20 protein-coding genes are annotated in these 22,364 nt (G+C 59.1%); 14 read left to right on the top strand and 6 right to left on the bottom strand.

Features of this window, described 5'->3' with window-relative positions; all coding sequences use genetic code 11:
- Positions 1 to 204: 204 nt before the first annotated feature.
- Entirely contained in the window at positions 205 to 2,415 is a 2,211-nt protein-coding gene (gene zntA, locus SPE70_RS24580) for a Zn(II)/Cd(II)/Pb(II) translocating P-type ATPase ZntA (protein ID WP_023340791.1), read from the bottom strand.
- Between the two features lie 78 nt (positions 2,416 to 2,493).
- Entirely contained in the window at positions 2,494 to 3,120 is a 627-nt protein-coding gene (locus SPE70_RS24575; protein ID WP_004173987.1) for a lysoplasmalogenase, read from the bottom strand.
- A 150-nt stretch (positions 3,121 to 3,270) separates the two neighbouring features.
- Between SPE70_RS24575 and SPE70_RS24570 the strand changes: the two genes are divergently transcribed.
- A complete protein-coding gene (locus SPE70_RS24570) occupies positions 3,271 to 3,621 on the top strand; it encodes a DUF2500 domain-containing protein (protein ID WP_023340790.1) in 351 nt (116 codons plus the stop codon).
- 13 nt (positions 3,622 to 3,634) lie between these two features.
- Here the strand turns inward: SPE70_RS24570 and SPE70_RS24565 are convergent, their stop codons facing one another.
- On the bottom strand, positions 3,635 to 3,910 hold the full coding sequence (locus SPE70_RS24565) for a DUF1145 family protein (protein WP_002920822.1): 276 nt from the start codon (positions 3,908 to 3,910) through the stop codon (positions 3,635 to 3,637).
- On the bottom strand, positions 3,900 to 4,496 hold the full coding sequence (gene rsmD, locus SPE70_RS24560; protein WP_002920820.1) for a 16S rRNA (guanine(966)-N(2))-methyltransferase: 597 nt from the start codon (positions 4,494 to 4,496) through the stop codon (positions 3,900 to 3,902). Before rsmD ends, SPE70_RS24565 begins: the two co-directional genes overlap by 11 nt.
- Positions 4,497 to 4,679: 183 nt before the next feature.
- On the opposite strand from rsmD, the gene ftsY reads away from it, so the two are divergent.
- The 4 genes from ftsY (at position 4,680) to rpoH (ending at position 9,046) form a co-directional block, all read left to right on the top strand.
- On the top strand, positions 4,680 to 6,203 hold the full coding sequence (gene ftsY / locus SPE70_RS24555) for a signal recognition particle-docking protein FtsY (protein ID WP_064170655.1): 1,524 nt from the start codon (positions 4,680 to 4,682) through the stop codon (positions 6,201 to 6,203).
- 2 nt (positions 6,204 to 6,205) lie between these two features.
- Positions 6,206 to 6,874: a cell division ATP-binding protein FtsE gene (gene ftsE / locus SPE70_RS24550; RefSeq protein WP_008806964.1), complete on the top strand. Its 669-nt coding sequence runs from the start codon at positions 6,206 to 6,208 to the stop codon at positions 6,872 to 6,874.
- Positions 6,867 to 7,922: a permease-like cell division protein FtsX gene (ftsX, locus tag SPE70_RS24545; RefSeq protein WP_008806965.1), complete on the top strand. Its 1,056-nt coding sequence runs from the start codon at positions 6,867 to 6,869 to the stop codon at positions 7,920 to 7,922. Before ftsE ends, ftsX begins: the two co-directional genes overlap by 8 nt.
- Positions 7,923 to 8,191: 269 nt before the next feature.
- Positions 8,192 to 9,046, top strand: a complete 855-nt coding sequence (gene rpoH, locus SPE70_RS24540; protein ID WP_002920815.1) for an RNA polymerase sigma factor RpoH — start codon at positions 8,192 to 8,194, stop codon at positions 9,044 to 9,046.
- Between the two features lie 52 nt (positions 9,047 to 9,098).
- On the opposite strand, the gene SPE70_RS24535 is transcribed toward rpoH, so the two are convergent.
- Positions 9,099 to 10,622 carry a MocR-like pyridoxine biosynthesis transcription factor PdxR gene (locus tag SPE70_RS24535; RefSeq protein ID WP_136047519.1) on the bottom strand — a complete coding sequence of 508 codons (1,524 nt, stop codon included), beginning with the start codon at positions 10,620 to 10,622 and terminating at the stop codon, positions 9,099 to 9,101.
- A gap of 118 nt (positions 10,623 to 10,740) precedes the next feature.
- Here SPE70_RS24535 and SPE70_RS24530 point away from each other — a divergent pair, with 118 nt between their 5' ends.
- From SPE70_RS24530 to livJ, 3 genes are all read left to right on the top strand, one after another.
- Positions 10,741 to 12,006, top strand: coding sequence for a 4-aminobutyrate--2-oxoglutarate transaminase (locus SPE70_RS24530; protein ID WP_012540384.1), 1,266 nt, complete (start codon positions 10,741 to 10,743; stop codon positions 12,004 to 12,006).
- A 147-nt stretch (positions 12,007 to 12,153) separates the two neighbouring features.
- Positions 12,154 to 13,398, top strand: a complete 1,245-nt coding sequence (locus SPE70_RS24525; protein WP_032733893.1) for an aromatic amino acid transport family protein — start codon at positions 12,154 to 12,156, stop codon at positions 13,396 to 13,398.
- 257 nt (positions 13,399 to 13,655) lie between these two features.
- A complete protein-coding gene (gene livJ / locus SPE70_RS24520) occupies positions 13,656 to 14,759 on the top strand; it encodes a branched chain amino acid ABC transporter substrate-binding protein LivJ (protein ID WP_002920812.1) in 1,104 nt (367 codons plus the stop codon).
- Positions 14,760 to 15,029: 270 nt separating this feature from the next.
- Here the strand turns inward: livJ and panM are convergent, their stop codons facing one another.
- A complete protein-coding gene (gene panM / locus SPE70_RS24515) occupies positions 15,030 to 15,413 on the bottom strand; it encodes an aspartate 1-decarboxylase autocleavage activator PanM (RefSeq protein WP_012540387.1) in 384 nt (127 codons plus the stop codon).
- Positions 15,414 to 15,836: 423 nt separating this feature from the next.
- On the opposite strand from panM, the gene livK reads away from it, so the two are divergent.
- The 6 genes from livK (at position 15,837) to ugpB (ending at position 22,275) form a co-directional block, all read left to right on the top strand.
- A complete protein-coding gene (livK, locus tag SPE70_RS24510; protein WP_002920808.1) occupies positions 15,837 to 16,946 on the top strand; it encodes a high-affinity branched-chain amino acid ABC transporter substrate-binding protein LivK in 1,110 nt (369 codons plus the stop codon).
- A 61-nt stretch (positions 16,947 to 17,007) separates the two neighbouring features.
- A complete protein-coding gene (gene livH / locus SPE70_RS24505) occupies positions 17,008 to 17,934 on the top strand; it encodes a high-affinity branched-chain amino acid ABC transporter permease LivH (RefSeq protein WP_012540389.1) in 927 nt (308 codons plus the stop codon).
- Positions 17,931 to 19,208 carry a branched chain amino acid ABC transporter permease LivM gene (gene livM, locus SPE70_RS24500; RefSeq protein WP_008806971.1) on the top strand — a complete coding sequence of 426 codons (1,278 nt, stop codon included), beginning with the start codon at positions 17,931 to 17,933 and terminating at the stop codon, positions 19,206 to 19,208. The genes livH and livM overlap by 4 nt, the downstream gene beginning before the upstream one ends.
- The gene (gene livG / locus SPE70_RS24495) at positions 19,205 to 19,972 is read left to right on the top strand and encodes a high-affinity branched-chain amino acid ABC transporter ATP-binding protein LivG (protein WP_008806972.1); all 768 of its coding nucleotides are present in this window, start codon (positions 19,205 to 19,207) and stop codon (positions 19,970 to 19,972) included. The genes livM and livG overlap by 4 nt, the downstream gene beginning before the upstream one ends.
- Before the next feature lies 1 nt (position 19,973).
- Positions 19,974 to 20,687, top strand: coding sequence for a high-affinity branched-chain amino acid ABC transporter ATP-binding protein LivF (livF, locus tag SPE70_RS24490; protein WP_004145133.1), 714 nt, complete (start codon positions 19,974 to 19,976; stop codon positions 20,685 to 20,687).
- A 271-nt stretch (positions 20,688 to 20,958) separates the two neighbouring features.
- Positions 20,959 to 22,275 carry a sn-glycerol-3-phosphate ABC transporter substrate-binding protein UgpB gene (ugpB, locus tag SPE70_RS24485; protein ID WP_008806974.1) on the top strand — a complete coding sequence of 439 codons (1,317 nt, stop codon included), beginning with the start codon at positions 20,959 to 20,961 and terminating at the stop codon, positions 22,273 to 22,275.
- The last annotated feature ends 89 nt before the right edge of the window (positions 22,276 to 22,364 follow it).

Below are 22,364 nucleotides of genomic sequence, written 5' to 3'. Positions count from 1 at the left end.
GCAGCGCGAGCAGGGAATACCCCGGATGGCGGCGCGTAGCGCCTTATCCGGGCTACCCGACGGTCCGGAATCGTAGCCCTGCTAAGCGTAGCGCGAGCAGGGAATATCCCGGATGGCGGCGCGTAGCGCCTTATCCGGGCTACCCGACGGTCTGGAACCGTAGCCCTGCTAAGCGCAGCGCGAGCAGGGAAGCCGGTATCTATGCTACAACTTCTTACGCAATAACCGCAGCGCGTTAGCCGTTACCAGCACGGTGGCGCCGGTATCCGCCAGCACCGCCAGCCACAGGCCGGTCAGGCCGAGCAGGGTGGTGACGAGGAAAATCCCCTTCAGCCCTAAGGCAATCGCGATGTTCTGGCGAATATTGGCATGGGTGGCGCGCGCCAGGGAAATCATCTGCGCCAGGCCGGTCAGACGGTTATGGGTCAGCGCGGCGTCGGCCGTCTCCAGCGCCACATCGGTGCCGCTGCCCATGGCGATGCCGATGGTGGCCGCTTTCATCGCCGGGGCGTCGTTGATTCCGTCCCCGACCATCGCCAGCGGCGCATCGGCATTCAGCGCCATGACGGCTTTCACTTTGTCCGCCGGCAGCAGACCGGCGCGGAATTCCAGCCCCAGTTCGCTGGCGATGGCTGCCGCGGCGCGCGGGTTATCCCCGGTAAGGATCACCCCCTGAACCCCCAACTGATGCAGAGCATCCACCGCCTGACGCGCGTCGTCGCGCAGGGTGTCGCGCAGCGCCAGAATACCGAGCAGCGTCTCGCCGCGCATCACCAGCACTACCGTTTGCCCGGCGCTTTCCAACTGCTGGATCTGCGCCTCATGTTCTGCCGGGGCGGCTTTGCTGGCGGCGCAGATCAAGATGCGGCTGCCGTTCACCTCGGCTTCGATGCCAGAGCCCGCCAGCGCCCGCTGGCCGCTGGCAAGCGGAATACTCAGCTGACGCCGCTGTGCTTCACGGACGATGGCCTGCGCCAGCGGGTGGCTGGAGCCTTGCTCCACCGCCGCCGCCAGCGCCAGCAGCGCGTTGTCGTCAACCTCAGCTGTGGCGATCACCGAAGTCACCTGCGGCTGGCCGACGGTCAGAGTGCCGGTTTTATCGAACGCCACCTGCCGCACCTGGCCCAGCTGTTCCAGCGCCGCGCCGCCTTTGATTAGCGCCCCGCGGCGGGCGGCGACCGCCAGGCCGGAGGTGATGGCCGCCGGCGTGGAGATGACCAGCGCGCACGGACAGCCGATCAGCAGCAGCGTCAGCCCTTTATAAATCCACGGCAGCCAGGCGCTGGCGAAGAACAGCGGCGGGACAATGGCGACCAACAAAGCTACGACCATAATGGCCGGGGTGTAGATCCGACTGAAGCGATCGATAAAACGCTCGATTGGCGCCCGACGTTCCTCTGCCTCTTCAATCAGCTTCAGGATGCGGTCGATGGCGCTGTCGCCCGGTTCGGATATCACGGTAAGCTGCACCAGGCGATCGACGCTGGTGGCGCCCGCCGCGACTCGTTCCCCGGCCTGACGCTCCACCGGCACCGACTCGCCGGTCAGGGCGCTTTCATCAAAGCTGGCAAACGGCGACAGCAGCTGGCCATCCGCCGGCAGACGCCCGCCGGCGGCCACTTCAATCACATCTCCGGGACGCAGGTCGCGCTGGGCGACGGTTTCCCGCACACCGTTGCGCAGACGGATGGCGGTGTCGGGCTTCAGCGCCATCAGCGCGCTCACCCCCTGCCGTGCGCGGCTGGCGGCCCAGCCTTCGAGACGCTCGCCGATCAGGAACAGCAGCAGGACCATCGCCGCTTCCGCAGTGGCGCCGATAAACAGCGCCCCGATGGCGGCGACGCTCATCAGCGTTTCAATGGCAAACCAGCTCCCGCTCTTGATCAGGCGCAGCGCCTGGCGAGCAACCGGCCACAGGCCAACCAGGGTGGTGGCAATAAAGGCCAACTGACCGGCGGGGTGGTTGGCCTGCTCCAGCCCCCAGCTCAGGGCCATCATGATAACCAGCGTCAGTAACGGCAGATTGTCGCGCAGCAGCGACCCTCGGGTTTTCTCTGCTGCGGGAGCATCGGCATCGCGCAGCGTATAGCCCGCCTGGCGGACCGCGTTCTCAACCTGAGCGCGGATATCGCCCTCGGCGTTAACCAGCAGCTTTTCTGTGGCGAACAGCACCTGGACCTGACTGACGCCGGGCACCTGGCGAACCGCGGTTTCCACCTTGCGGGCGCAGGCGGCGCAGTCCATGCCATCAACCTGCCAGCTATAGCGGGCGTCGCTGAGCGCTTCGGCGGCAGGGGCGGATTCTGTGGCGCAGGCGTGATCTGTACAGCAGCTCTCCGCCGGCGCGGTCGCTGGCCGCATGGTGAATGACGAGAATTGTGGGACTTTTTTATCCTGCGCGTCTGGAGTCGACATGGCACCCTCCGGGAAATGATAATTTTCTCATTAGCCGTAGGATACACTCTGGAGTCGACTCCAGAGTCAAGGACTAAATTACAGGTATAGCGCGCGCACGATCAGGAAGTGGCCGGCAAAGTAGAACGCGGCGGCAATGGCGTTATCGGCGCGGAAGCGGCGACGATAGTGGCTCACCAGCCACACGGCATTACTCAGCAGCAGCAGGGCCGCGCCGGCGAAACCGGACAGCGCGGTGTTGGTGGGGCGGGCAAACCACAGCTCACCGGCCAGCCAGACCATCACCAGCGTCATTCCAATAAAGGTCAGCACCGGCATTTTCATCTCTTCCAGCCGACTCCAGATCACCGCCATCAGCAGGGCGCCGAATACCAGCAGCACCAGCGGCAGCGGCCAGAAGAACGACAGCGTCAGCTGGCTGGCGAACCAGATGGTATACAGCAGATGTGACAGGAAGAAAGCGCCCACCGCGTACATCACCCGCTGGCGCGGCAGCAGGGTCAGGGCGTCGCCGAGCAGCGAGGCGCACAGGCCGGCCAGCACCAGATAGCTGATGGCATTGAACATCGGCGCCTGCCAGGCCAGTAACAGCAACAGAATCAGGGTGACAGGTTTAAATACCCAACGTCGCCAGGCCGGCCCACGATAGGATGCATCGACATAAAGCCATGCGGAGAAACAGACAGCAATAAATGACCAAAGCATAGTAAGTCCCTGTATCTGTTATCATAAAGAAAGTTACGGATGCGTGATGCTACAACTCAGTGTAGTGGTTTGGCGTAGCAGATGACAATGTTATTCCCGACGCAGTATGCTGATTCCTGATATTTTTTATGGGTAACCTTGATGAGTAAAATGCCCCTCTTTTTTGTTCTGGTCGTCGCGGTGATTGTGGTGGCGGCTTCGTTTCGCTATGTCCAGCAGCGCCGTGAGAAACAGGCGAATGACGCCGCGCCGTTGCTACAAAAGCGGGTTATCGTCAGCAATAAACGGGAAAAAGTGATTAACGATCGGCGCTCGCGGCAGCAGACGGTGACGCCCGCAGGCAGTGAGATGCGCTATGAAGCGAGCTTTCGCCCCGAAAACGGTGGACTGGAGGTGATGTTTCGCCTCGACGCGCCGCAATATCATGCGCTGAGCGTGGGCGATCGCGGGATGTTGAGTTATAAGGGCACAGCGTTCGTGGCGTTTACGCCCGATCCCTGAGCCCTTTTCAGGACTACTTTTTCAGCGTCGCCTTCAGTTTTTTCTGCCAGGCGACGAGCTCAAACACGCCGAAGATAAAAATACGGATTTGCTCAAAGCGGCTCAGCGGCGGCGCCTCTTTCGGCTGCGTCGCCTTGAGCAGCGTCAACTGCAGCCCGTGCATCAGGATCATGAAAATCAGCGCGACGTTGACGAAGATATTCAGCGGCTTCGGGAAGGGCTGAAACAGGTTCAATAACAGAAAGGCCCAGACGCACAGCATCAGCAGGCGGCCTAAATTAATCAGCATGGTGCTCTCCTTGGGCCTCACGTTGGTAAAGACGGTAGGCGACCTGTCCGGCCACTTTTTCACGATACAGCTGCCAGTTAGCTGGCACCGGCGGTAAACCGTTTTCGACTTCGCTTTCGACATACACCAGGGCCTCATCGGCCAGCCAGCCTTGTGTCTCCAGCAGACGTAGCGTCTCCTCCAGCAGCCCCTGACGGAACGGCGGGTCGACGAACACGATCTGGTGCGGTGTCCCCGGCTGACTCAGGAAGCTGAGGGTGTTGGTGGTGATCACCTTGCCGCGATCCGCTTTCAGGGTGGCGAGATTTTTTTGCAACTGCTGGGCTACGCCGCGCTCCATCTCCAGTAGCGTGGTGCTGGCCGCATAGCGGGACAGCGCCTCCAGCCCCAGCGCGCCGCTGCCGGCAAAGCAGTCGAGGCAGTGCGCGTCAACGATGGACGGCGCCAGCCAGTTAAAAAGGGTTTCGCGAACCCGGTCGGTGGTCGGCCGCAGGCCCGGGCTCTCCGGCACCGGTAATTTACGGCCGCGCCATTGCCCACCGATAATGCGGATCTGGCCGCTGCCCGCGTGGTTTGGTTTTTTCATCTCTCTGCTCAAGTCTCAACTTCCGGCCTGCTATTCTAGCGATCGACGGCGGTTGACGAAACCTTAATCCGGGGGCGGTGCTGCGAGTTAAGTTAAGTGATAGACTATCCGACTAATTTCATCATTTTTTCAGCTTCTGATGAAGCTGCGCCATGAATAAAACAGCGAGGAGTGTGGTCGCAAATGGCAAAAGAGAAAAAACGTGGCTTCTTTTCCTGGCTGGGCTTTGGACAGAAAGAACAGGCACAGGAAACCGAGACTGAACAAAAAGTAGAAGAACAACAAGCGGTTGCCGATGAGTCGCCGGTAGCGGAAACCCCTGCTGAGCCGAGCGCGCCGAAAGCAGACCCGGAGGCGTTTGCCGAAGATGTCGTCGAAGTGACCGAGACGGTGGTCGAAAGCGAAAAAGCGCACCTCGCGGAGCCTGCCAGCGTGCAGGAAGAAGAGGGGGTGGAAACGCCTGCTCTGACCGGAGACGCGCCTGTTGTTGAACCGGAGCCCGCGGTCAGCGAACCGCCTGAACAGCCTGCGGTGGTTGAGCCGCTGGCGGAAGAGGTGATCGCCGAACCGGTGGTGGCGGAAGCCGTAGCAGAGCAGCCTGTGGCAGACGTTATCGCCGAGCCGCAGGAGACGGATGTCCCTGAAGAGGACGCCCCGTTAAGCGATGAAGAGCTGGAAGCACTGGCGCTGGCGGCCGAGGCGGCCGAAGAGGCGGCGGTCGTAGTGCCGGAGCCCGAGGACGAGGCGCCGGTGGAAGCGCTGGCTCAGGAGCAGGAAAAACCGACGAAAGAAGGCTTTTTCGCCCGCCTCAAGCGTAGCCTTCTGAAAACCAAAGAAAATCTTGGTTCCGGATTTATCAGCCTGTTCCGCGGCAAGAAGATCGACGATGATCTATTTGAAGAGCTGGAAGAGCAACTGCTGATCGCCGACGTCGGGGTGGAAACCACTCGCAAGATCATTACCAACCTGACGGAAGGCGCCAGCCGTAAGCAACTGCGCGATGCGGAAGCGCTGTACGGCCTGCTGAAAGAAGAGATGGGCGAGATTCTCGCCAAAGTGGATGAGCCGCTGAACGTAGAAGGCAAAACGCCATTTGTTATTTTGATGGTCGGCGTAAACGGGGTGGGGAAAACCACCACCATCGGCAAGCTGGCGCGTCAGTTTGAGCAGCAGGGTAAATCGGTGATGCTGGCGGCGGGGGATACCTTCCGCGCGGCGGCGGTGGAACAGCTGCAGGTCTGGGGTCAGCGTAACAATATCCCGGTGATCGCCCAGCATACCGGCGCGGACTCCGCCTCGGTGATTTTCGACGCCATTCAGGCGGCGAAGGCGCGCCATGTTGACGTACTGATTGCCGACACCGCCGGGCGTCTGCAGAATAAATCGCACCTGATGGAAGAGCTGAAGAAGATTGTCCGGGTGATGAAAAAACTGGACGTCGACGCGCCGCATGAGGTGATGTTAACTATTGACGCCAGCACCGGGCAGAATGCCATTAGCCAGGCCAAACTGTTCCATGAGGCGGTAGGATTGACCGGGATCACCCTGACCAAGCTGGACGGCACCGCCAAAGGCGGCGTGATCTTCTCGGTGGCCGATCAGTTCGGCATTCCGATTCGCTATATTGGCGTCGGCGAGCGTATTGAGGATCTGCGTCCGTTTAATGCGGGCGACTTTATTGAGGCACTTTTTGCCCGAGAGGATTAAGAATGATTCGCTTTGAACAAGTCAGCAAAGCCTATCTCGGTGGGAGACAAGCGCTGCAGGGGGTGACCTTCCACCTGCAGCCGGGCGAGATGGCGTTTCTGACCGGCCATTCCGGCGCAGGGAAGAGTACCCTGCTGAAGCTTATCTGTGGTATCGAACGGCCCAGCGCCGGGAAAATTTTCTTCAGCGGTCATGAAATCAGCCGCCTGAAGAGCCGTGAGGTGCCGTTCCTGCGCCGCCAGATCGGCATGATTTTCCAGGACCACCATTTGCTGATGGATCGTACCGTGTATGACAACGTGGCGATCCCGCTGATTATCGCCGGCGCCAGCGGCGATGACATTCGTCGCCGCGTCTCGGCGGCGCTGGACAAGGTCGGCCTGCTGGACAAAGCGAAGAACTTTCCGATTCAGCTCTCCGGCGGTGAGCAGCAGCGCGTCGGTATAGCCCGCGCGGTGGTCAACAAGCCGGCGGTGCTGCTGGCGGATGAACCGACCGGTAACCTCGACGAGGCGCTCTCGGAGGGGATTTTACGTCTGTTTGAAGAGTTTAACCGCGTTGGGGTGACGGTACTGATGGCGACGCACGATCTGGGGCTTATCTCCAGTCGTCCGTACCGCGTGCTGTCGCTCAGCGACGGCCATCTGCATGGAGGCATTCGGGGTGAATAAGCGCGACGCAATGAACCAGATTCGCCAGTTCGGCAGTAAGTTCGATCGCCTGCGCAACGCGGCGGGCGGCAGCGGCGGCGGGCGCAATGCGCCAAAACGGCCGAAAGCGGCGCCTAACCCGGCCTCGCGTAAGAGTAACGTGTTCAACGAACAGGTGCGCTATGCCTGGCACGGCGCGTTGCAGGATCTCAAAAGCACGCCGCTGGCGACCTTCCTGACGGTGATGGTCATCGCCATTTCGTTGACCCTGCCAAGCGTCTGCTACATGGTCTACAAAAACGTCAGCAGCGCGGCGTCACAGTATTATCCATCGCCGCAGATCACCGTTTATCTGGAAAAAACGCTGGATGACGACGCCGCGGCGCGGGTGGTGGGCCAGCTGCAGGCGGAGCAGGGCGTCGACAAGGTAAACTATTTGTCCCGTGACGAGGCGCTGGGTGAATTTCGTAACTGGTCAGGCTTTGGCGGCGCACTGGATATGCTGGAAGAGAACCCGCTGCCAGCGGTCGCCATCGTGGTGCCGAAGCTGGATTTCCAGAGCACGGAAGCGCTCAATACCCTGCGCGAGCGGGTATCGCGGATCCAGGGGGTGGATGAGGTGCGGATGGACGACAGCTGGTTTGCCCGTCTCTCCTCGCTTACCGGGCTGGTAGGCCGCGTGTCGGCGATGATCGGCGTGCTGATGGTGGCGGCGGTGTTCCTGGTGATCGGCAACAGCGTGCGCCTGAGCATCTTTGCCCGCCGCGATACCATTAACGTGCAGAAGCTGATCGGCGCCACCGACGGCTTTATCCTGCGTCCGTTCCTCTACGGCGGGGCGATGCTGGGCTTCTCCGGCGCGTTTTTATCGCTGATCCTGTCGGAGATTCTGGTGATGCGCCTCTCGTCGGCAGTGACCGAAGTGGCGAAAGTGTTCGGCACCCAGTTTGAGCTGAGCGGCCTGGGCTTCGACGAGTGCCTGTTGATGCTGATTGTCTGCTCGATGATCGGGTGGGTCGCCGCCTGGCTGGCGACAGTGCAACATTTACGTCACTTTACTCCCGATTAAAAAAAGCGTGATATAATCTTTCCCTGCTGCAATGAGTTCCTGTTCGCAGGGAAAGATACCGCAAGCTTGTTCTCCTTTTCCTGCCCTCACTTGTTCATCGTGGTGTCACATTTTGTGCGTAATTTATTCACACCGTTGCATGGAACTTGTGGATAAAATCACTGTCTGATACTAATGTGAGTGATATTCTCGTTGCTCATGAATGCTGGCATGCTTGTTGCCTGATGGGGACAAGAACGCGTCAGAAGATATCAATTGAGAGGATTTGAATGACCAAAGAAATGCAAACTTTAGCTTTAGCCCCCGTTGGTAACCTGGAATCGTACATCCGGGCCGCTAACACTTGGCCGATGCTGTCGGCTGATGAAGAGCGGGAGCTTGCTGAAAAGCTGCATTACCAGGGCGATCTGGAAGCAGCTAAAAAGCTGATTCTGTCTCACCTGCGCTTTGTTGTTCACATTGCTCGTAACTACTCGGGCTATGGCCTGCCGCAGGCGGATCTGATCCAGGAAGGCAATATCGGCCTGATGAAAGCCGTGCGTCGCTTCAACCCGGAAGTGGGTGTGCGCCTGGTCTCCTTCGCCGTGCACTGGATTAAAGCTGAAATTCACGAATACGTGCTGCGTAACTGGCGTATTGTGAAGGTCGCTACCACCAAAGCACAGCGTAAGCTGTTCTTTAACCTGCGTAAAACCAAACAGCGTCTGGGTTGGTTCAACCAGGATGAAGTGGAAATGGTGGCCCGTGAGCTGGGCGTGTCGAGCAAAGACGTCCGCGAGATGGAATCCCGTATGGCGGCCCAGGACATGACCTTCGACATGTCTTCCGACGATGAGTCCGACAGCCAGCCGATGGCGCCGGTCCTTTATCTGCAGGACAAAACGTCTAACTTTGCCGACGGCATCGAAGACGACAACTGGGAAGAGCAGGCGGCGAATAAGCTGACTGACGCGATGCAGGGCCTGGACGAGCGTAGCCAGGACATCATCCGCGCCCGCTGGCTGGACGAAGACAACAAGTCCACGCTTCAGGAACTGGCCGACCGCTACGGCGTCTCCGCAGAGCGTGTGCGTCAGCTGGAAAAGAACGCCATGAAAAAACTGCGTGCCGCTATCGAAGCCTGATACGCCACGCCTGCCTGATACCTGATATCAGGCTCCCCGATAACGCCCCGCCTCAGGTTGGGGCGTTTTGTTTTTCTGCGTCCTCCCGGGGCAGGAGCATCTGCGGGCAGTGCGTCTGCAGGCAGCCGAGTAAGACGCTGAACGCCGGCGCCATCTGCTCTTCGGGCTGGCTGGCGAATCCCATCAGTAATCCTTTCTTCCGCGCCGCCGTCAGGTAGTAGCGCGACAGCGGCCGCACCAGAATGTGGCGCGCATTAGCCTCTTTGGCAATCGCCACATCGTCAGCCTCTGCGGGCAAATTGAGGATCAAATGCAGCCCGGCATTATCGCTGAAGTCAGACAGGGCGTACGGCATACAGTGCCGCTGGATAAGCTCAGTTAAAAAGGCGCGGCGACGGCTGTAGAGCAACCGCATACGGCGGATATGGGCCGAATAGTGGCCGGCGGTAATAAACTCCGCCAGCGCCATCTGGATCAGCGAATGGCCGCCGCGGTAAAGCTCGGCATGGGCGTGCTTCAGATCGCTGACCAGCGGACGGGGGATCACCACGTAGCCCAGGCGCAGGCCGGGATAGAGCGTTTTGCTGAAGGTGCCGATATAGACCACCGGGGCATCGGGGACCAGACCCTGCAGGGCGGGGATCGGCTGGCCGGAAAAGCGAAACTCACTGTCATAATCATCTTCGACGATCCAGCTCCCCTGCTGACGGGCGAGCGCCAGCAGTCGCTGGCGGCGCTCAAGGCTCATCACCGCGCCCAGCGGGTACTGGTGGGAAGGCGTAACGAAGATGAGCCTCGGCGCGTCGTCAACCGTTTCCGGCGGGCACAGGCCGTTGGCATCGACGGTCAGGGGTTCCACCCGAACGTCGTTCATCGCCAGCACGTGGCGGATCCCCCAATAGGAAGGCTCCTCCACCCACGCCAGATCGCCGTTATCACACAGCATGCGGGTGACCAGATCGATCGCCTGGTGGATCCCCTCGGTGATAAGAATTTGATCTGCCTGACAGTGGACGCCGCGCGACACGCGCAGATAATCCACCAGCGCCTGCTGCAGTTCCGGGGTGCCACCGTTGCAGCTATAGCTGAGCCGCTCCGGTTTGGGCCGACGGCTGATACGGGCCTGGATCTTACTGAACAGCGGATGGGGAAAGGCGTTAACGTCCGGCACGCCGGGTATAAACGCCCCCCACTGGCGCGGGCTGGCGCTGACCTGGCTGAGCAGATGTTGGCCTCGGCGTGAAAGATGCGCCGTCGGTTCTGCGATACTGCTGCTTTCTTGCTGACCTTTAGCCGTCAATGAGCTCTCAGGGGCGGTTTGGGCAACGAATGTTCCACTTCCCCGGCGGGAAACCACATATCCTTCCGCCAGTAATTGTTCATAAGTTGTTAATATGGTGTTTCTTGATACGCCGAGTTCACCCGCCAGATCGCGCGACGGCGGCAGGCGGCTTTGCGGCGCCAGCGAACCATCGAGGATCGCGCGGCGCAGCGCGTTATATAAGCGTTTGTGCAGAAGAGGATCCCGCTCTTCCTGCAAACGGACCAGCACCAGGTCACCTACCAGCGAACGCAATTGGATCCCTCAGATATTCTAAATTGGTACTCGATTATAGGGCCAACTCCTGTGTAAATAAACGACATCGTTTCTAATTTGTTGCGATAACGTGACATACACGACAGGAGATTCGCAGGTGAAAAGCTCAGAACTGAATCAACGTCGCCAGCAGGCGACGCCGCGCGGCGTAGGCGTAATGTGTAACTACTTTGTCGAGAAGGCGGAAAACGCCACGCTGTGGGATATCGAAGGCAATGAGGTGATCGATTTCGCCGCCGGGATCGCCGTGTTAAATACCGGTCACCGTCATCCGAAAGTGGTCGCCGCGGTCGCCGATCAGCTGCAGGCGTTCACCCACACCGCCTATCAGATTGTGCCGTACGAAAGTTATGTTTCGCTGGCGGAACGTATCAACGATCTGGCGCCAATTGACGGGCCGGCAAAAACGGCTTTCTTCACCACCGGCGCGGAAGCGGTTGAGAACGCAGTGAAAATTGCCCGCGCTTACACCGGCCGCCCGGGGCTGATTACTTTCGGCGGCGGCTTCCACGGCCGTACCTTTATGACCATGGCCCTCACCGGTAAGGTCGCGCCCTACAAAATCGGCTTCGGGCCGTTCCCGGGATCGGTGTATCACGGCGTTTATCCCAATGAGGCGCACGGCGTGACCACCGCGGATGCGCTGAAAAGCCTGGAGCGCATTTTCAAAGCGGATATTGCGCCGGACCAGGTAGCGGCCATCATCCTCGAGCCGATCCAGGGGGAAGGCGGCTTTAACGTCGCGCCGGCCGATTTTATGCAGGCGCTGCGCGATCTGTGCGATACCCACGGTATTCTGCTGATCGCTGATGAAGTGCAGACCGGTTTCGCCCGCACCGGCAAGCTGTTCGCTATGCAGCACTATGAGGTGAAACCGGATCTGATGACGATGGCGAAAAGCCTCGCCGGCGGCTTCCCGCTGTCGGGCGTTGTCGGTCGCGCCGAGGTGATGGATGCGCCAGCCCCAGGCGGGCTGGGTGGAACCTATGCCGGTAACCCGCTGGCGGTGGCCGCGGCGCACGCGGTGCTGGATGTCATTGCCGAAGAGCAGCTGTGTCAACGGGCTGAACAGCTGGGTAGCCATCTGCAGGAGGTGCTCAACCAGGCGCGCGCCACCTGCCCGGCGATCGTTGATGTCCGTGGCCGGGGGTCGATGGTGGCGGTGGAGTTTAACGATCCGCAAACTGGCGAGCCGTCGCCGGAGTTCACCCGCCTTGTGCAACAGAAAGCGCAGGAAAACGGCCTGCTGCTGCTGAGCTGTGGCGTCTACGGCAACGTGATCCGCTTCCTGTATCCGTTGACTATCCCCGACGCCCAGTTCTCGAAAGCGCTGGATATTCTGGCGCGCATCCTGAAGAGCTAACGTCTCCCCGGCGGGCTGCGGCGGCAGGGAAGCCGAACAGAAACAGGACGCCGCAGCCGGCTGTTCATGCTCAGCGTGAGTGGTTTATCACCCTGATATCACCTTTTTTCCGGCGGTAAAAACCGCCGGAGTAAAACGGAAAGTATTATGTCTGAAAACTCCACCTTTTCTCCCGTCCTCACCGGCCGGGAACGTACGGCTGTCCCTACAAAATCTCTGAGCTTCATCGAAGGGGTATCGATGATTGTCGGTACCAATATCGGTGCGGGTGTCCTCTCTATCGCCTATGCGTCGAGCAAAGCGGGCTTCTTACCGCTGCTGTTCTGGCTGGTGCTGGTGGGCAGCCTGACGACGGTGACCATGCTCTATGTCGCGGAATCCACGCTCCGTACCCGTAAACATCTGCAGCTCAGCGGTTTATCGAAGCGCTACGTCGGCGCCTTTGGCGCGCTGATGATGTTCCTCTCCGTTTGCGTCAACAGCGTCGGCGCATTGACGGCTTATATGACCGGCAGCGGCAAGCTGCTGCACTCGTTGTTTGGCATCTCGCCGGCGCTGGGCAGCGTGCTGTTTTTCGTCCCGGCGGCAGGGGTGCTCTACCTGGGCCTGAAGGCGATCGGCCGCGGCGAGAAATTTATCAGCATCGGCATGGTGGTGATGATCTCGGTGCTGGTGATTGCCACGCTGTTGAAAGAGACCACCCGTGTGGGCTATCTGCTCGACGGCAACTGGCTGTATATGGTTCCGGTCTTCAATGTCGTGGCATTCTGCTTCTCGGCACAGTATATCGTGCCGGAGATGGCGCGGGGCTTCGCCGACAAACCGGAAAAATTGCCCAGGGCCATTATGGTCGGTATGGCTTTGACCTTTGCCCTGCTGGCGCTGGTGCCGCTATCGGTTATCTCGCTTAATGGCCTGGACAATATCTCGGATGTGGCCACCATCTCCTGGGGCCGGGCGCTTGGCGAATGGGCGTTCTTCTCGGCCAACCTGTTTGCGCTGTGCGCCATGCTGACCTCTTACTGGGGGCTGGGCGGCAGCTTTCTGACCAATATCTTCGATCAGTTCCGCCTGGGGAATGACGAACAGCCCGCCCGGCGCCTGATGGTGCTGCTGGTGGTGGCGATCCCACCGTTCGTGCTGGCCTATAGCGGCATGGTTTCTTTCGTCAACGCGCTCTATTTTGCCGGAGTGTTCAGCGGCGTTATTTTATCGATTATGCCGATCCTGATGCTGAAGGGCGCCCGCCAGCGTGGCGACCTGACCCCTGGCTGGACCTGTCCGGCCTGGATGACCCATCCGCTTATCCAATGCTTCATTGTGTTGTTGTATCTTTGCAGCGCCGTCTACGCGATAGCGTCCGCGGTAGGCTACCTGCCCGCAGGCTGGTAATCAGGGCCTGTTTTGCACCGCGTCCGGTTCATGCTGGCGCGGTTTTTTTATTTGTCACTTATCTGTTACATAGCCCGCAATTTAGTCGTTTCAAATTCCTCAGAATGACGGTATGTTTAGCATAGTGTGCTGCAAAAGCGCGAGCAGCCCCCGGTGGATTAGCTATCATATGCTTTTCCTATCGATATAAACAAAATAATGTGCTAACAAACAACATCACAACAAATGCAAAAACCATAATAATGGGGAGCCTCAGGATGAATATGAAGGGTAAAGCGTTACTGGCAGGATGTATTGCCTTAGTTATGAGCAGCGCGGCGCTGGCGGAAGACATCAAAATCGCGGTCGTCGGGGCGATGTCCGGCCCGGTGGCTCAGTACGGCGACCAGGAGTTTACCGGTGCCGAGCAGGCGGTAGCGGATATCAACGCTAAGGGCGGCATCAAGGGCAATAAGCTGCAGATCGTCAAATATGATGACGCTTGCGACCCGAAACAGGCGGTAGCGGTCGCCAACAAAGTGGTCAACGACGGCATCAAGTACGTTATTGGCCATCTGTGCTCCTCTTCCACTCAGCCGGCGTCTGACATCTATGAAGACGAAGGCATTCTGATGATCACGCCGGCAGCGACTGCCCCGGAGCTGACCGCGCGCGGCTATAAGCTGATCCTGCGCACCACCGGCCTGGACTCCGATCAGGGACCCACCGCAGCGAAATACATTCTCGACAAAGTGAAGCCGCAGCGTATCGCTGTGGTACATGATAAACAGCAGTACGGTGAAGGTTTGGCCCGTGCGGTGCAGGATGGCCTGAAAAAAGGCGGGGCGAACGTGGTCTTCTTCGACGGCATCACCGCCGGTGAGAAAGATTTCTCCACCCTGGTGGCGCGCCTGAAGAAAGAGAATATCGATTTCGTTTACTACGGTGGCTACCACCCGGAAATGGGCCAGATCCTGCGTCAGGCCCGTGCTGCCGGTCTGAAAACCCAGTTTATGGGCCCGGAAGGCGTAGCGAACGTCTCCCTGTCTAACATCGCCGGCGAGTCGGCGGAAGGCCTGCTGGTGACCAAGCCGAAGAACTACGACCAGGTGCCGGCGAACAAACCGATCGTGGATGCGATCAAGGCGAAGAAACAGGATCCGAGCGGCGCCTTCGTGTGGACCACCTACGCGGCGCTGCAGTCGCTGCAGGCGGGCCTGAATCAGTCTGACGATCCGGCGGAAATCGCTAAATACCTGAAAGGCGCGACGGTAGACACCGTGATGGGCCCGCTGTCGTGGGATCAGAAAGGCGACCTGAAAGGCTTCGAGTTCGGGGTCTTTACCTGGCATGCTAACGGTACGGCGACCGACGCCAAATAATTTAACCGGCGCCTTTCACGCTGCAAATGCGTTGTCTGCGGCCCTCAACCCCGGTCACTTACTGATGTAAGCTCCCGGGGATTTCGGGTCTTGACGCCTTTTTGCAACGCGAAATGCTGGGTTAAATGGGTGGGGGCCTTTCACGCCACAGATGTGTTGTCAGACCCCGGTCGTGCTGCGCTTACCGGGGCTACAATTTCCAGGTAGCCCGGCTAAGCGAAGCGCCGCCGGGTTCTTCCTTGGTCATGCTCCGCATATTGGGGCTACGGCTTAATGCTTTTCCCAACCGGTCTGCTGGGCGCTAAAGCCGAGCGCCTGCATAAATGCGGCCATCACGCCGCGGTCCTCCACCCCTTGGTCGGCGACGCGCCAGCTATTGATGGCCGGGTTATCACGCAACGTCTCTTCCACTAAGTATTGCCCGACGCCGCGGCGGCGGGTCACTTCACGCACGCACAGATCGCTGAGTTCGGCTTCGACGCCGCGCAGGGTGACGCGCACGGCGCCCAGCAGGCGTTCGTTAAAGCGGGCGGCGTAGAGACGATGATTCTCGTCCAGGGTTAGGGTCGACAGATCCTGCGACGGCCAGATTTTCCCCAGGTCGATGCGATCCTGATCGCTGAAGTGCTGTAAACGGATAATGGTCAGTTTCATGGGCGGCAAATCCAGTGCAAAACAGAGGCGCCAGTGTACCCAAAATTGCTGTCTGGCGGAGCGCTGTTTTTTGCGCGTACATCAGGGGATTCGTTTTCCGGATGTAGTCAGGGTAGCGCAATCCGTCATGGATCGAAAAATAAGCAGAATTTTAACCTAATGTGCAGCGTTTTATTCCGCCTTATGTATCGTTATTTTATGCTGCAGGATGGACTTTTTTTTGTTTATCTTCACCAAAATACAGAATATTATCTTTGCTTAATCGACTGAAAAATAGAGATTTTAATCTGTTTTTTAGTGAAAAGCTGCGCTAAACCATTAAACTCAATGGTAAAAATGGCGTTGTTTAATAAAAGCACAGAATGCTTTTTAACCATAAAAATACAAAACATTTACACCACATCACGAACGGGGTTCTGCAGCATGAAAAGGAACGCGAAAACCATCGTCGCGGGCATTGTCGCATTAGCGATGTCGCACGCGGCGATGGCCAAGGATATTAAGGTCGCCGTGGTCGGCGCGATGTCGGGTCCGGTGGCCCAGTGGGGCGACATGGAGTTCAATGGCGCGCGTCAGGCGATTAAAGACATCAACGCCAGCGGCGGTATTAAGGGTGACAAGCTGGTGGCCGTCGAATATGACGACGCCTGCGATCCGAAGCAAGCGGTCGCGGTGGCCAACAAAATCGTCAACGACGGCATTCAGTACGTTATCGGCCACCTCTGCTCCTCTTCCACCCAGCCGGCTTCCGACATCTATGAGGATGAAGGCATCCTGATGATCTCCCCCGGGGCGACCAATCCGGAGCTGACCCAGCGCGGTTATCAGTACATCATGCGTACCGCCGGCCTCGACTCCTCGCAGGGGCCGACCGCGGCGAAATATATCGTCGAGAAAGTGAAACCGCAGCGTATCGCCATCATTCATGACAAGCAGCAGTACGGCGAAGGGCTGGCGCGTTCGGTGCAGGACAACCTGAAGAAAGCCGGGGCCAATATCGTCTTCTTCGACGGCATCACCGCGGGGGAAAAAGATTTCTCCGCCCTGCTGGCGCGCCTGAAGAAAGAGAACATTGACTTCGTCTACTACGGCGGCTACTACCCGGAAATGGGCCAGATGCTGCGCCAGGCGCGCTCCGTCGGGCTGAAAACAGTGTTTATGGGGCCGGAAGGGGTCGGCAACGCCTCGCTGTCCAATATCGCGGGCGCCGCGGCGGAAGGCATGCTGGTGACAATGCCAAAACGCTACGATCAGGACCCTGCCAATAGCGCCATCGTTAACGCGCTGAAAGCGGAGAAGAAAGATCCGAGCGGGCCGTACGTCTGGATCACCTATGCCGCCGTTCAGTCGCTGGCGCAGGCGATGGACAGAACCGGCAGCCAGCAGCCGCTGGATTTAATCAAAGATTTGAAAGCGCACGGGGCGAAAACCGTGATTGGGCCGCTGACCTGGGATGAAAAAGGCGATCTGAAGGGATTTGAGTTTGGTGTCTTCCAGTGGCACGCCGACGGCTCTTCGAGCGCGGCGAAATAAGCGCTGAAGACGAGTTATCCCTCCGCCCGCGAACCGCGGGCGGTTTGAAAAAGGTTACCTTATGTCCGAGCAGTTTCTCTATTTTCTGCAGCAGATGTTTAACGGCGTCACGCTGGGCAGTACCTACGCGCTGATCGCCATCGGCTACACGATGGTGTACGGCATTATTGGCATGATCAACTTCGCCCACGGCGAGGTCTACATGATTGGCAGCTATGTCTCCTTCATGATCATCGCCGCGCTGATGATGATGGGCATCGACACCAGCTGGTTGCTGGTCGCCGCCGGATTCGTGGGCGCCATTGTGATTGCCAGCGCCTACGGCTGGAGTATCGAGCGCGTTGCCTATCGGCCGGTGCGTAACTCTAAGCGTCTGATTGCGCTGATCTCCGCTATCGGGATGTCTATCTTCCTGCAGAACTACGTCAGCCTGACCCAGGGGTCGCGCGACGTGGCGCTGCCAAGCCTGTTTAACGGCCAGTGGATCGTCGGCCACAGCGACAGCTTCTCCGCGACGATCACCACCATGCAACTGGTGATCTGGGTGGTGACCTTTATCGCCATGCTGGCCCTGACGCTGTTTATTCGCTACTCGCGGATGGGGCGCGCCTGCCGCGCCTGTGCCGAAGACCTGAAAATGGCGAGCCTGCTCGGGATTAACACCGACCGCGTCATCGCCCTGACTTTTGTCATCGGCGCAGCGATGGCGGCGGTGGCGGGCGTGCTGCTCGGCCAGTTCTACGGCGTGATTAACCCCTATATCGGCTTTATGGCCGGGATGAAGGCCTTCACCGCCGCCGTGCTCGGCGGTATCGGCAGTATTCCTGGCGCAATGATCGGCGGCTTGATCCTGGGTATTGCCGAGGCGCTCTCTTCTGCCTATCTCAGCACTGAATATAAGGACGTTGTTTCCTTCGCGCTGCTGATTCTGGTGCTGTTAGTGATGCCGACCGGCATTCTGGGCCGCCCGGAGGTGGAAAAAGTATGAAACCGATGCAAATTGCAATGGCGCTGCTGTCTGCCGTGATGTTCTTCATTCTGGCGGGCGTCTTTATGGGCGTGCAGCTGGAGCTGGACGGCACCAAGCTGGTAGTCGATACCGCCGCCGATATTCGCTGGCAGTGGATCTTTATCGGCACCGCGGTGGTCTTTTTCTTCCAGCTGCTGCGGCCGCTGTTCCAGAAAGCGGTTAAGAACGTCTCCGGGCCGAAGTTTATTATGCCGGCGATTGACGGCTCAACGGTGAAGCAGAAGCTGTTCCTGATAGCCCTGCTGGTGATCGCCGTGGCCTGGCCGTTTATGGTGTCGCGCGGCACGGTGGATATCGCCACCCTGACGATGATCTATATCATCCTCGGCCTCGGGCTGAACGTGGTGGTCGGCCTTTCCGGCCTGCTGGTGCTGGGCTACGGCGGGTTCTACGCCATCGGCGCGTATACCTTCGCGCTGCTGAACCACTATTACGGTCTCGGCTTCTGGACCTGTCTGCCGCTGGCTGGCCTGGTCTCCGCGGCGGCCGGCTTCCTGCTGGGCTTCCCGGTGCTGCGTCTGCGCGGCGACTATCTGGCGATTGTGACCTTAGGCTTCGGTGAAATTGTGCGTATTCTGCTGCTCAACAATACCGAGATCACCGGCGGGCCGAACGGCATCAGCCAGATCCCGAAACCGACTTTCTTCGGCCTTGAATTTAGCCGTACCGCCCGCGAAGGCGGCTGGGATACCTTCAGCAATTTCTTCGGCGTCAAATACGATCCCTCCGATCGGGTGATTTTCCTCTACCTGGTGGCGCTGCTGCTGGTCGTGCTGAGCCTGTTCGTCATCAACCGCCTGCTGCGAATGCCGCTGGGGCGGGCGTGGGAAGCGCTGCGTGAAGATGAGATCGCCTGTCGTTCGCTGGGCCTGAGCCCGACGCGCATCAAGCTGACCGCCTTTACCATCAGCGCCGCGTTTGCTGGCTTCGCCGGGACGCTGTTCGCTGCGCGCCAGGGCTTCGTCAGCCCGGAATCCTTCACCTTCGCCGAGTCGGCCTTCGTGCTGGCGATCGTGGTGCTGGGCGGGATGGGCTCGCAGTTCGCGGTGATCCTCGCGGCTATTCTGCTGGTGGTCTCGCGCGAGCTGATGCGTGACTTCAACGAATACAGCATGTTAATGCTCGGCGGCCTGATGGTGCTGATGATGATCTGGCGTCCGCAGGGGCTTCTGCCAATGACGCGCGTGCAGTTGAAGCTGAAAAACGGTCAGGCGAAAGGAGAGCAGGCATGAGTCAGCCATTATTATCCGTCAGCGGCCTGATGATGCGTTTCGGCGGCCTGCTGGCCGTCAACAATGTGTCGCTGGAGCTCAGAGAGCGCGAGATTGTCTCGCTGATCGGCCCTAACGGCGCCGGGAAGACTACCGTCTTTAACTGCCTGACCGGTTTCTACAAGCCCACTGGCGGCACCATTATGCTGCGCGACCAGCACCTGGAAGGGCTGCCGGGCCAGCAGATTGCGCGGATGGGCGTGGTGCGGACCTTCCAGCACGTGCGTCTGTTCCGCGAAATGACGGTGATTGAAAACCTGCTGGTGGCGCAACATCAGCAGCTGAAAACCGGGCTCTTCTCCGGCCTGCTGAAAACGCCGGCCTTCCGTCGGGCGCAGAGCGAAGCGCTGGACCGGGCCGCCACCTGGCTGGAGCGTATCGGCTTGCTGGAGCACGCCAACCGTCAGGCCAGCAACCTGGCCTACGGCGACCAACGCCGGCTGGAGATTGCCCGCTGCATGGTGACCCAGCCGGAAATTCTGATGCTCGATGAACCGGCGGCGGGGCTGAACCCGAAAGAGACCAAAGAGCTGGACGAGCTTATCGCCGAGCTGCGTAACCATCACAACACCACCATCCTGCTTATCGAACACGATATGAAGCTGGTGATGGGCATTTCCGATCGCATCTACGTCGTGAACCAGGGGACGCCGCTGGCCAACGGGACGCCGGAAGAGATTCGTAATAACCCGGACGTGATCCGCGCATACCTTGGTGAGGCATAAGATGGAAAACGCGATGTTAACTTTTGACAACGTCAGCGCCCACTACGGCAAGATTCAGGCGCTGCACAACGTCAGCCTGCATATCAAACAGGGTGAAATCGTCACGCTGATCGGCGCCAACGGCGCGGGGAAAACCACCCTGCTCGGCACGCTGTGCGGCGATCCGCGCGCTTCCAGCGGGCGCATTGTCTTTGACGGTAAGGATATTACCGACTGGCAGACGGCGAAAATCATGCGTGAAGCGGTGGCGATCGTCCCGGAAGGGCGGCGCGTCTTTTCGCGTATGACGGTGGAAGAGAACCTGGCGATGGGCGGTTTCTTTGCCGACCGCGATCAGTTCCAGACCCGCATCAAATGGGTGTATGAGCTGTTCCCGCGTCTGCATGAACGCCGTATTCAGCGCGCCGGCACTATGTCCGGCGGCGAGCAGCAGATGCTGGCGATCGGTCGCGCTCTGATGAGCCAGCCGCGCCTGCTGCTGCTTGATGAGCCCTCATTAGGGCTGGCGCCGATTATCATTCAGCAGATTTTCGACACCATCGAGCAGCTGCGCGAGCAGGGGATGACGATCTTCCTGGTTGAGCAGAACGCCAACCAGGCGCTAAAGCTGGCCGACCGCGGCTACGTGCTGGAGAACGGCCACGTGGTGCTGGAGGATACCGGCGACGCGCTGCTGGCCAACGAGGCGGTGCGCAGCGCCTATCTCGGCGGTTAATTCATCGCAACCCGGCGTCGTTCGCTTCGCCGGTTTGTAGCCCGGGCGAGGCGCTTGCGCCGACCCCGGGAGCCGATCGCGCAACTATTATCCGTGTCTCAGCTCCCACTTTACTTCCCCCGTCCTTTCATCGGCTTGTCATCTCTCTGACCCGTTACTATCTTTTTTTTGTAATAAAAAAGTTATTTTTCTGTAATTCGAACATGTCATGTTACCCCGCGAGCATAAAACGCGTGAAATCGCGCATCCGGCACAACAAGAGAGATAACCGATGATATCGTTACGACATACAGCTTTAGGACTGGCGCTGAGCCTGGCTTTTGCCGGTCAGGCCCTGGCGGTTACCACCATCCCATTCTGGCACTCAATGGAAGGCGAGCTGGGTAAAGAAGTGGATTCTCTGGCGCAACGCTTTAACGCGGCCAATCCTGATTACAAAATCGTTCCGGTATACAAAGGCAACTATGAACAGAGCCTGAGTGCTGGTATCGCCGCTTTCCGTACCGGCAACGCCCCGGCGATCCTGCAGGTGTATGAAGTAGGCACCGCCACCATGATGGCGTCAAAAGCCATTAAGCCGGTGTACCAGGTGTTTAGCGAGGCGGGCATCAAGTTTGATGAATCGCAGTTCGTGCCGACGGTATCCGGGTATTACACCGATTCGAAAACCGGCCATCTGCTCTCCCAGCCATTTAACAGCTCTACGCCGGTGCTGTACTACAACAAAGACGCCTTCAAAAAAGCCGGCTTAGATCCGGAGCAGCCGCCGAAGACCTGGCAGGATCTGGCGGCCTATACCGCGAAGCTGAAAGCCGCCGGGATGAAGTGCGGGTACGCCAGCGGCTGGCAGGGCTGGATCCAGATTGAAAACTTCAGCGCCTGGCATGGTCTGCCGGTGGCCACGAAAAATAACGGCTTCGACGGTACCGATGCGGTACTGGAGTTCAATAAGCCGGAGCAGGTGAAGCATATCGCCCTGCTCGAAGAGATGAACAAGAAGGGCGATTTCAGCTACTTCGGGCGTAAAGACGAGTCCACCGAGAAGTTCTATAACGGCGACTGCGCGATCACTACCGCGTCATCCGGCTCGCTGGCCGATATTCGTCAGTATGCCAAATTCAACTACGGCGTCGGCATGATGCCATACGATGCCGACGTGAAAGGCGCGCCGCAGAACGCCATCATCGGCGGGGCCAGCCTGTGGGTGATGCAGGGTAAAGACAAAGAGACTTACACCGGCGTGGCGAAGTTCCTCGACTTCCTGACCAAACCGGAAATCGCCGCCGAATGGCACCAGAAAACCGGCTATCTGCCGATCACCACTGCGGCCTACGATCTGACGCGCCAGCAGGGCTTCTATGATAAGAACCCGGGCGCCGATATCGCCACCCGCCAGATGCTGAACAAGCCGCCGTTGCCGTTCACCAAAGGCCTGCGTCTGGGCAACATGCCGCAAATCCGCACTATCGTCGATGAAGAGCTGGAAAGCGTGTGGACCGGCAAGAAAACCCCGCAACAGGCGCTGGATTCCGCCGTTCAGCGCGGGAATCAACTGCTGCGCCGTTTCGAGCAAGCAACCAAATCGTAATATGAAATGCCGGGTGGCGGCTTCGCCTTACCCGGCCTACAAAGTACATGTAGGCCGGATAAGCGTAGCGCCATCCGGCACTGCTCAGG

It is taken from the genome of Klebsiella sp. ZJOU C1 (genome assembly GCF_035620215.1).
Taxonomy (GTDB): domain Bacteria; phylum Pseudomonadota; class Gammaproteobacteria; order Enterobacterales; family Enterobacteriaceae; genus Klebsiella; species Klebsiella variicola.
This window is presented reverse-complemented; position numbering and strand designations above follow the sequence as displayed.

Bases quoted from the DNA above. Each gene is read 5' to 3' on its own strand.
- zntA (WP_023340791.1), bottom strand. From the start codon at position 2,415: ATGTCGACTCCAGACGCGCAGGATAAAAAAGTCCCACAATTCTCGTCA.
- ugpB (WP_008806974.1), top strand. From the start codon at position 20,959: ATGATATCGTTACGACATACAGCTTTAGGACTGGCGCTGAGCCTGGCT.
- livF (WP_004145133.1), top strand. From the start codon at position 19,974: ATGGAAAACGCGATGTTAACTTTTGACAACGTCAGCGCCCACTACGGC.
- livH (WP_012540389.1), top strand. From the start codon at position 17,008: ATGTCCGAGCAGTTTCTCTATTTTCTGCAGCAGATGTTTAACGGCGTC.
- SPE70_RS24570 (WP_023340790.1), top strand. From the start codon at position 3,271: ATGCCCCTCTTTTTTGTTCTGGTCGTCGCGGTGATTGTGGTGGCGGCT.
- rpoH (WP_002920815.1), top strand. From the start codon at position 8,192: ATGACCAAAGAAATGCAAACTTTAGCTTTAGCCCCCGTTGGTAACCTG.
- SPE70_RS24575 (WP_004173987.1), bottom strand. From the start codon at position 3,120: ATGCTTTGGTCATTTATTGCTGTCTGTTTCTCCGCATGGCTTTATGTC.
- panM (WP_012540387.1), bottom strand. From the start codon at position 15,413: ATGAAACTGACCATTATCCGTTTACAGCACTTCAGCGATCAGGATCGC.
- livG (WP_008806972.1), top strand. From the start codon at position 19,205: ATGAGTCAGCCATTATTATCCGTCAGCGGCCTGATGATGCGTTTCGGC.
- rsmD (WP_002920820.1), bottom strand. From the start codon at position 4,496: ATGAAAAAACCAAACCACGCGGGCAGCGGCCAGATCCGCATTATCGGT.
- livM (WP_008806971.1), top strand. From the start codon at position 17,931: ATGAAACCGATGCAAATTGCAATGGCGCTGCTGTCTGCCGTGATGTTC.
- livK (WP_002920808.1), top strand. From the start codon at position 15,837: ATGAAAAGGAACGCGAAAACCATCGTCGCGGGCATTGTCGCATTAGCG.
- ftsY (WP_064170655.1), top strand. From the start codon at position 4,680: ATGGCAAAAGAGAAAAAACGTGGCTTCTTTTCCTGGCTGGGCTTTGGA.
- SPE70_RS24525 (WP_032733893.1), top strand. From the start codon at position 12,154: ATGTCTGAAAACTCCACCTTTTCTCCCGTCCTCACCGGCCGGGAACGT.
- livJ (WP_002920812.1), top strand. From the start codon at position 13,656: ATGAATATGAAGGGTAAAGCGTTACTGGCAGGATGTATTGCCTTAGTT.
- ftsE (WP_008806964.1), top strand. From the start codon at position 6,206: ATGATTCGCTTTGAACAAGTCAGCAAAGCCTATCTCGGTGGGAGACAA.
- SPE70_RS24565 (WP_002920822.1), bottom strand. From the start codon at position 3,910: ATGCTGATTAATTTAGGCCGCCTGCTGATGCTGTGCGTCTGGGCCTTT.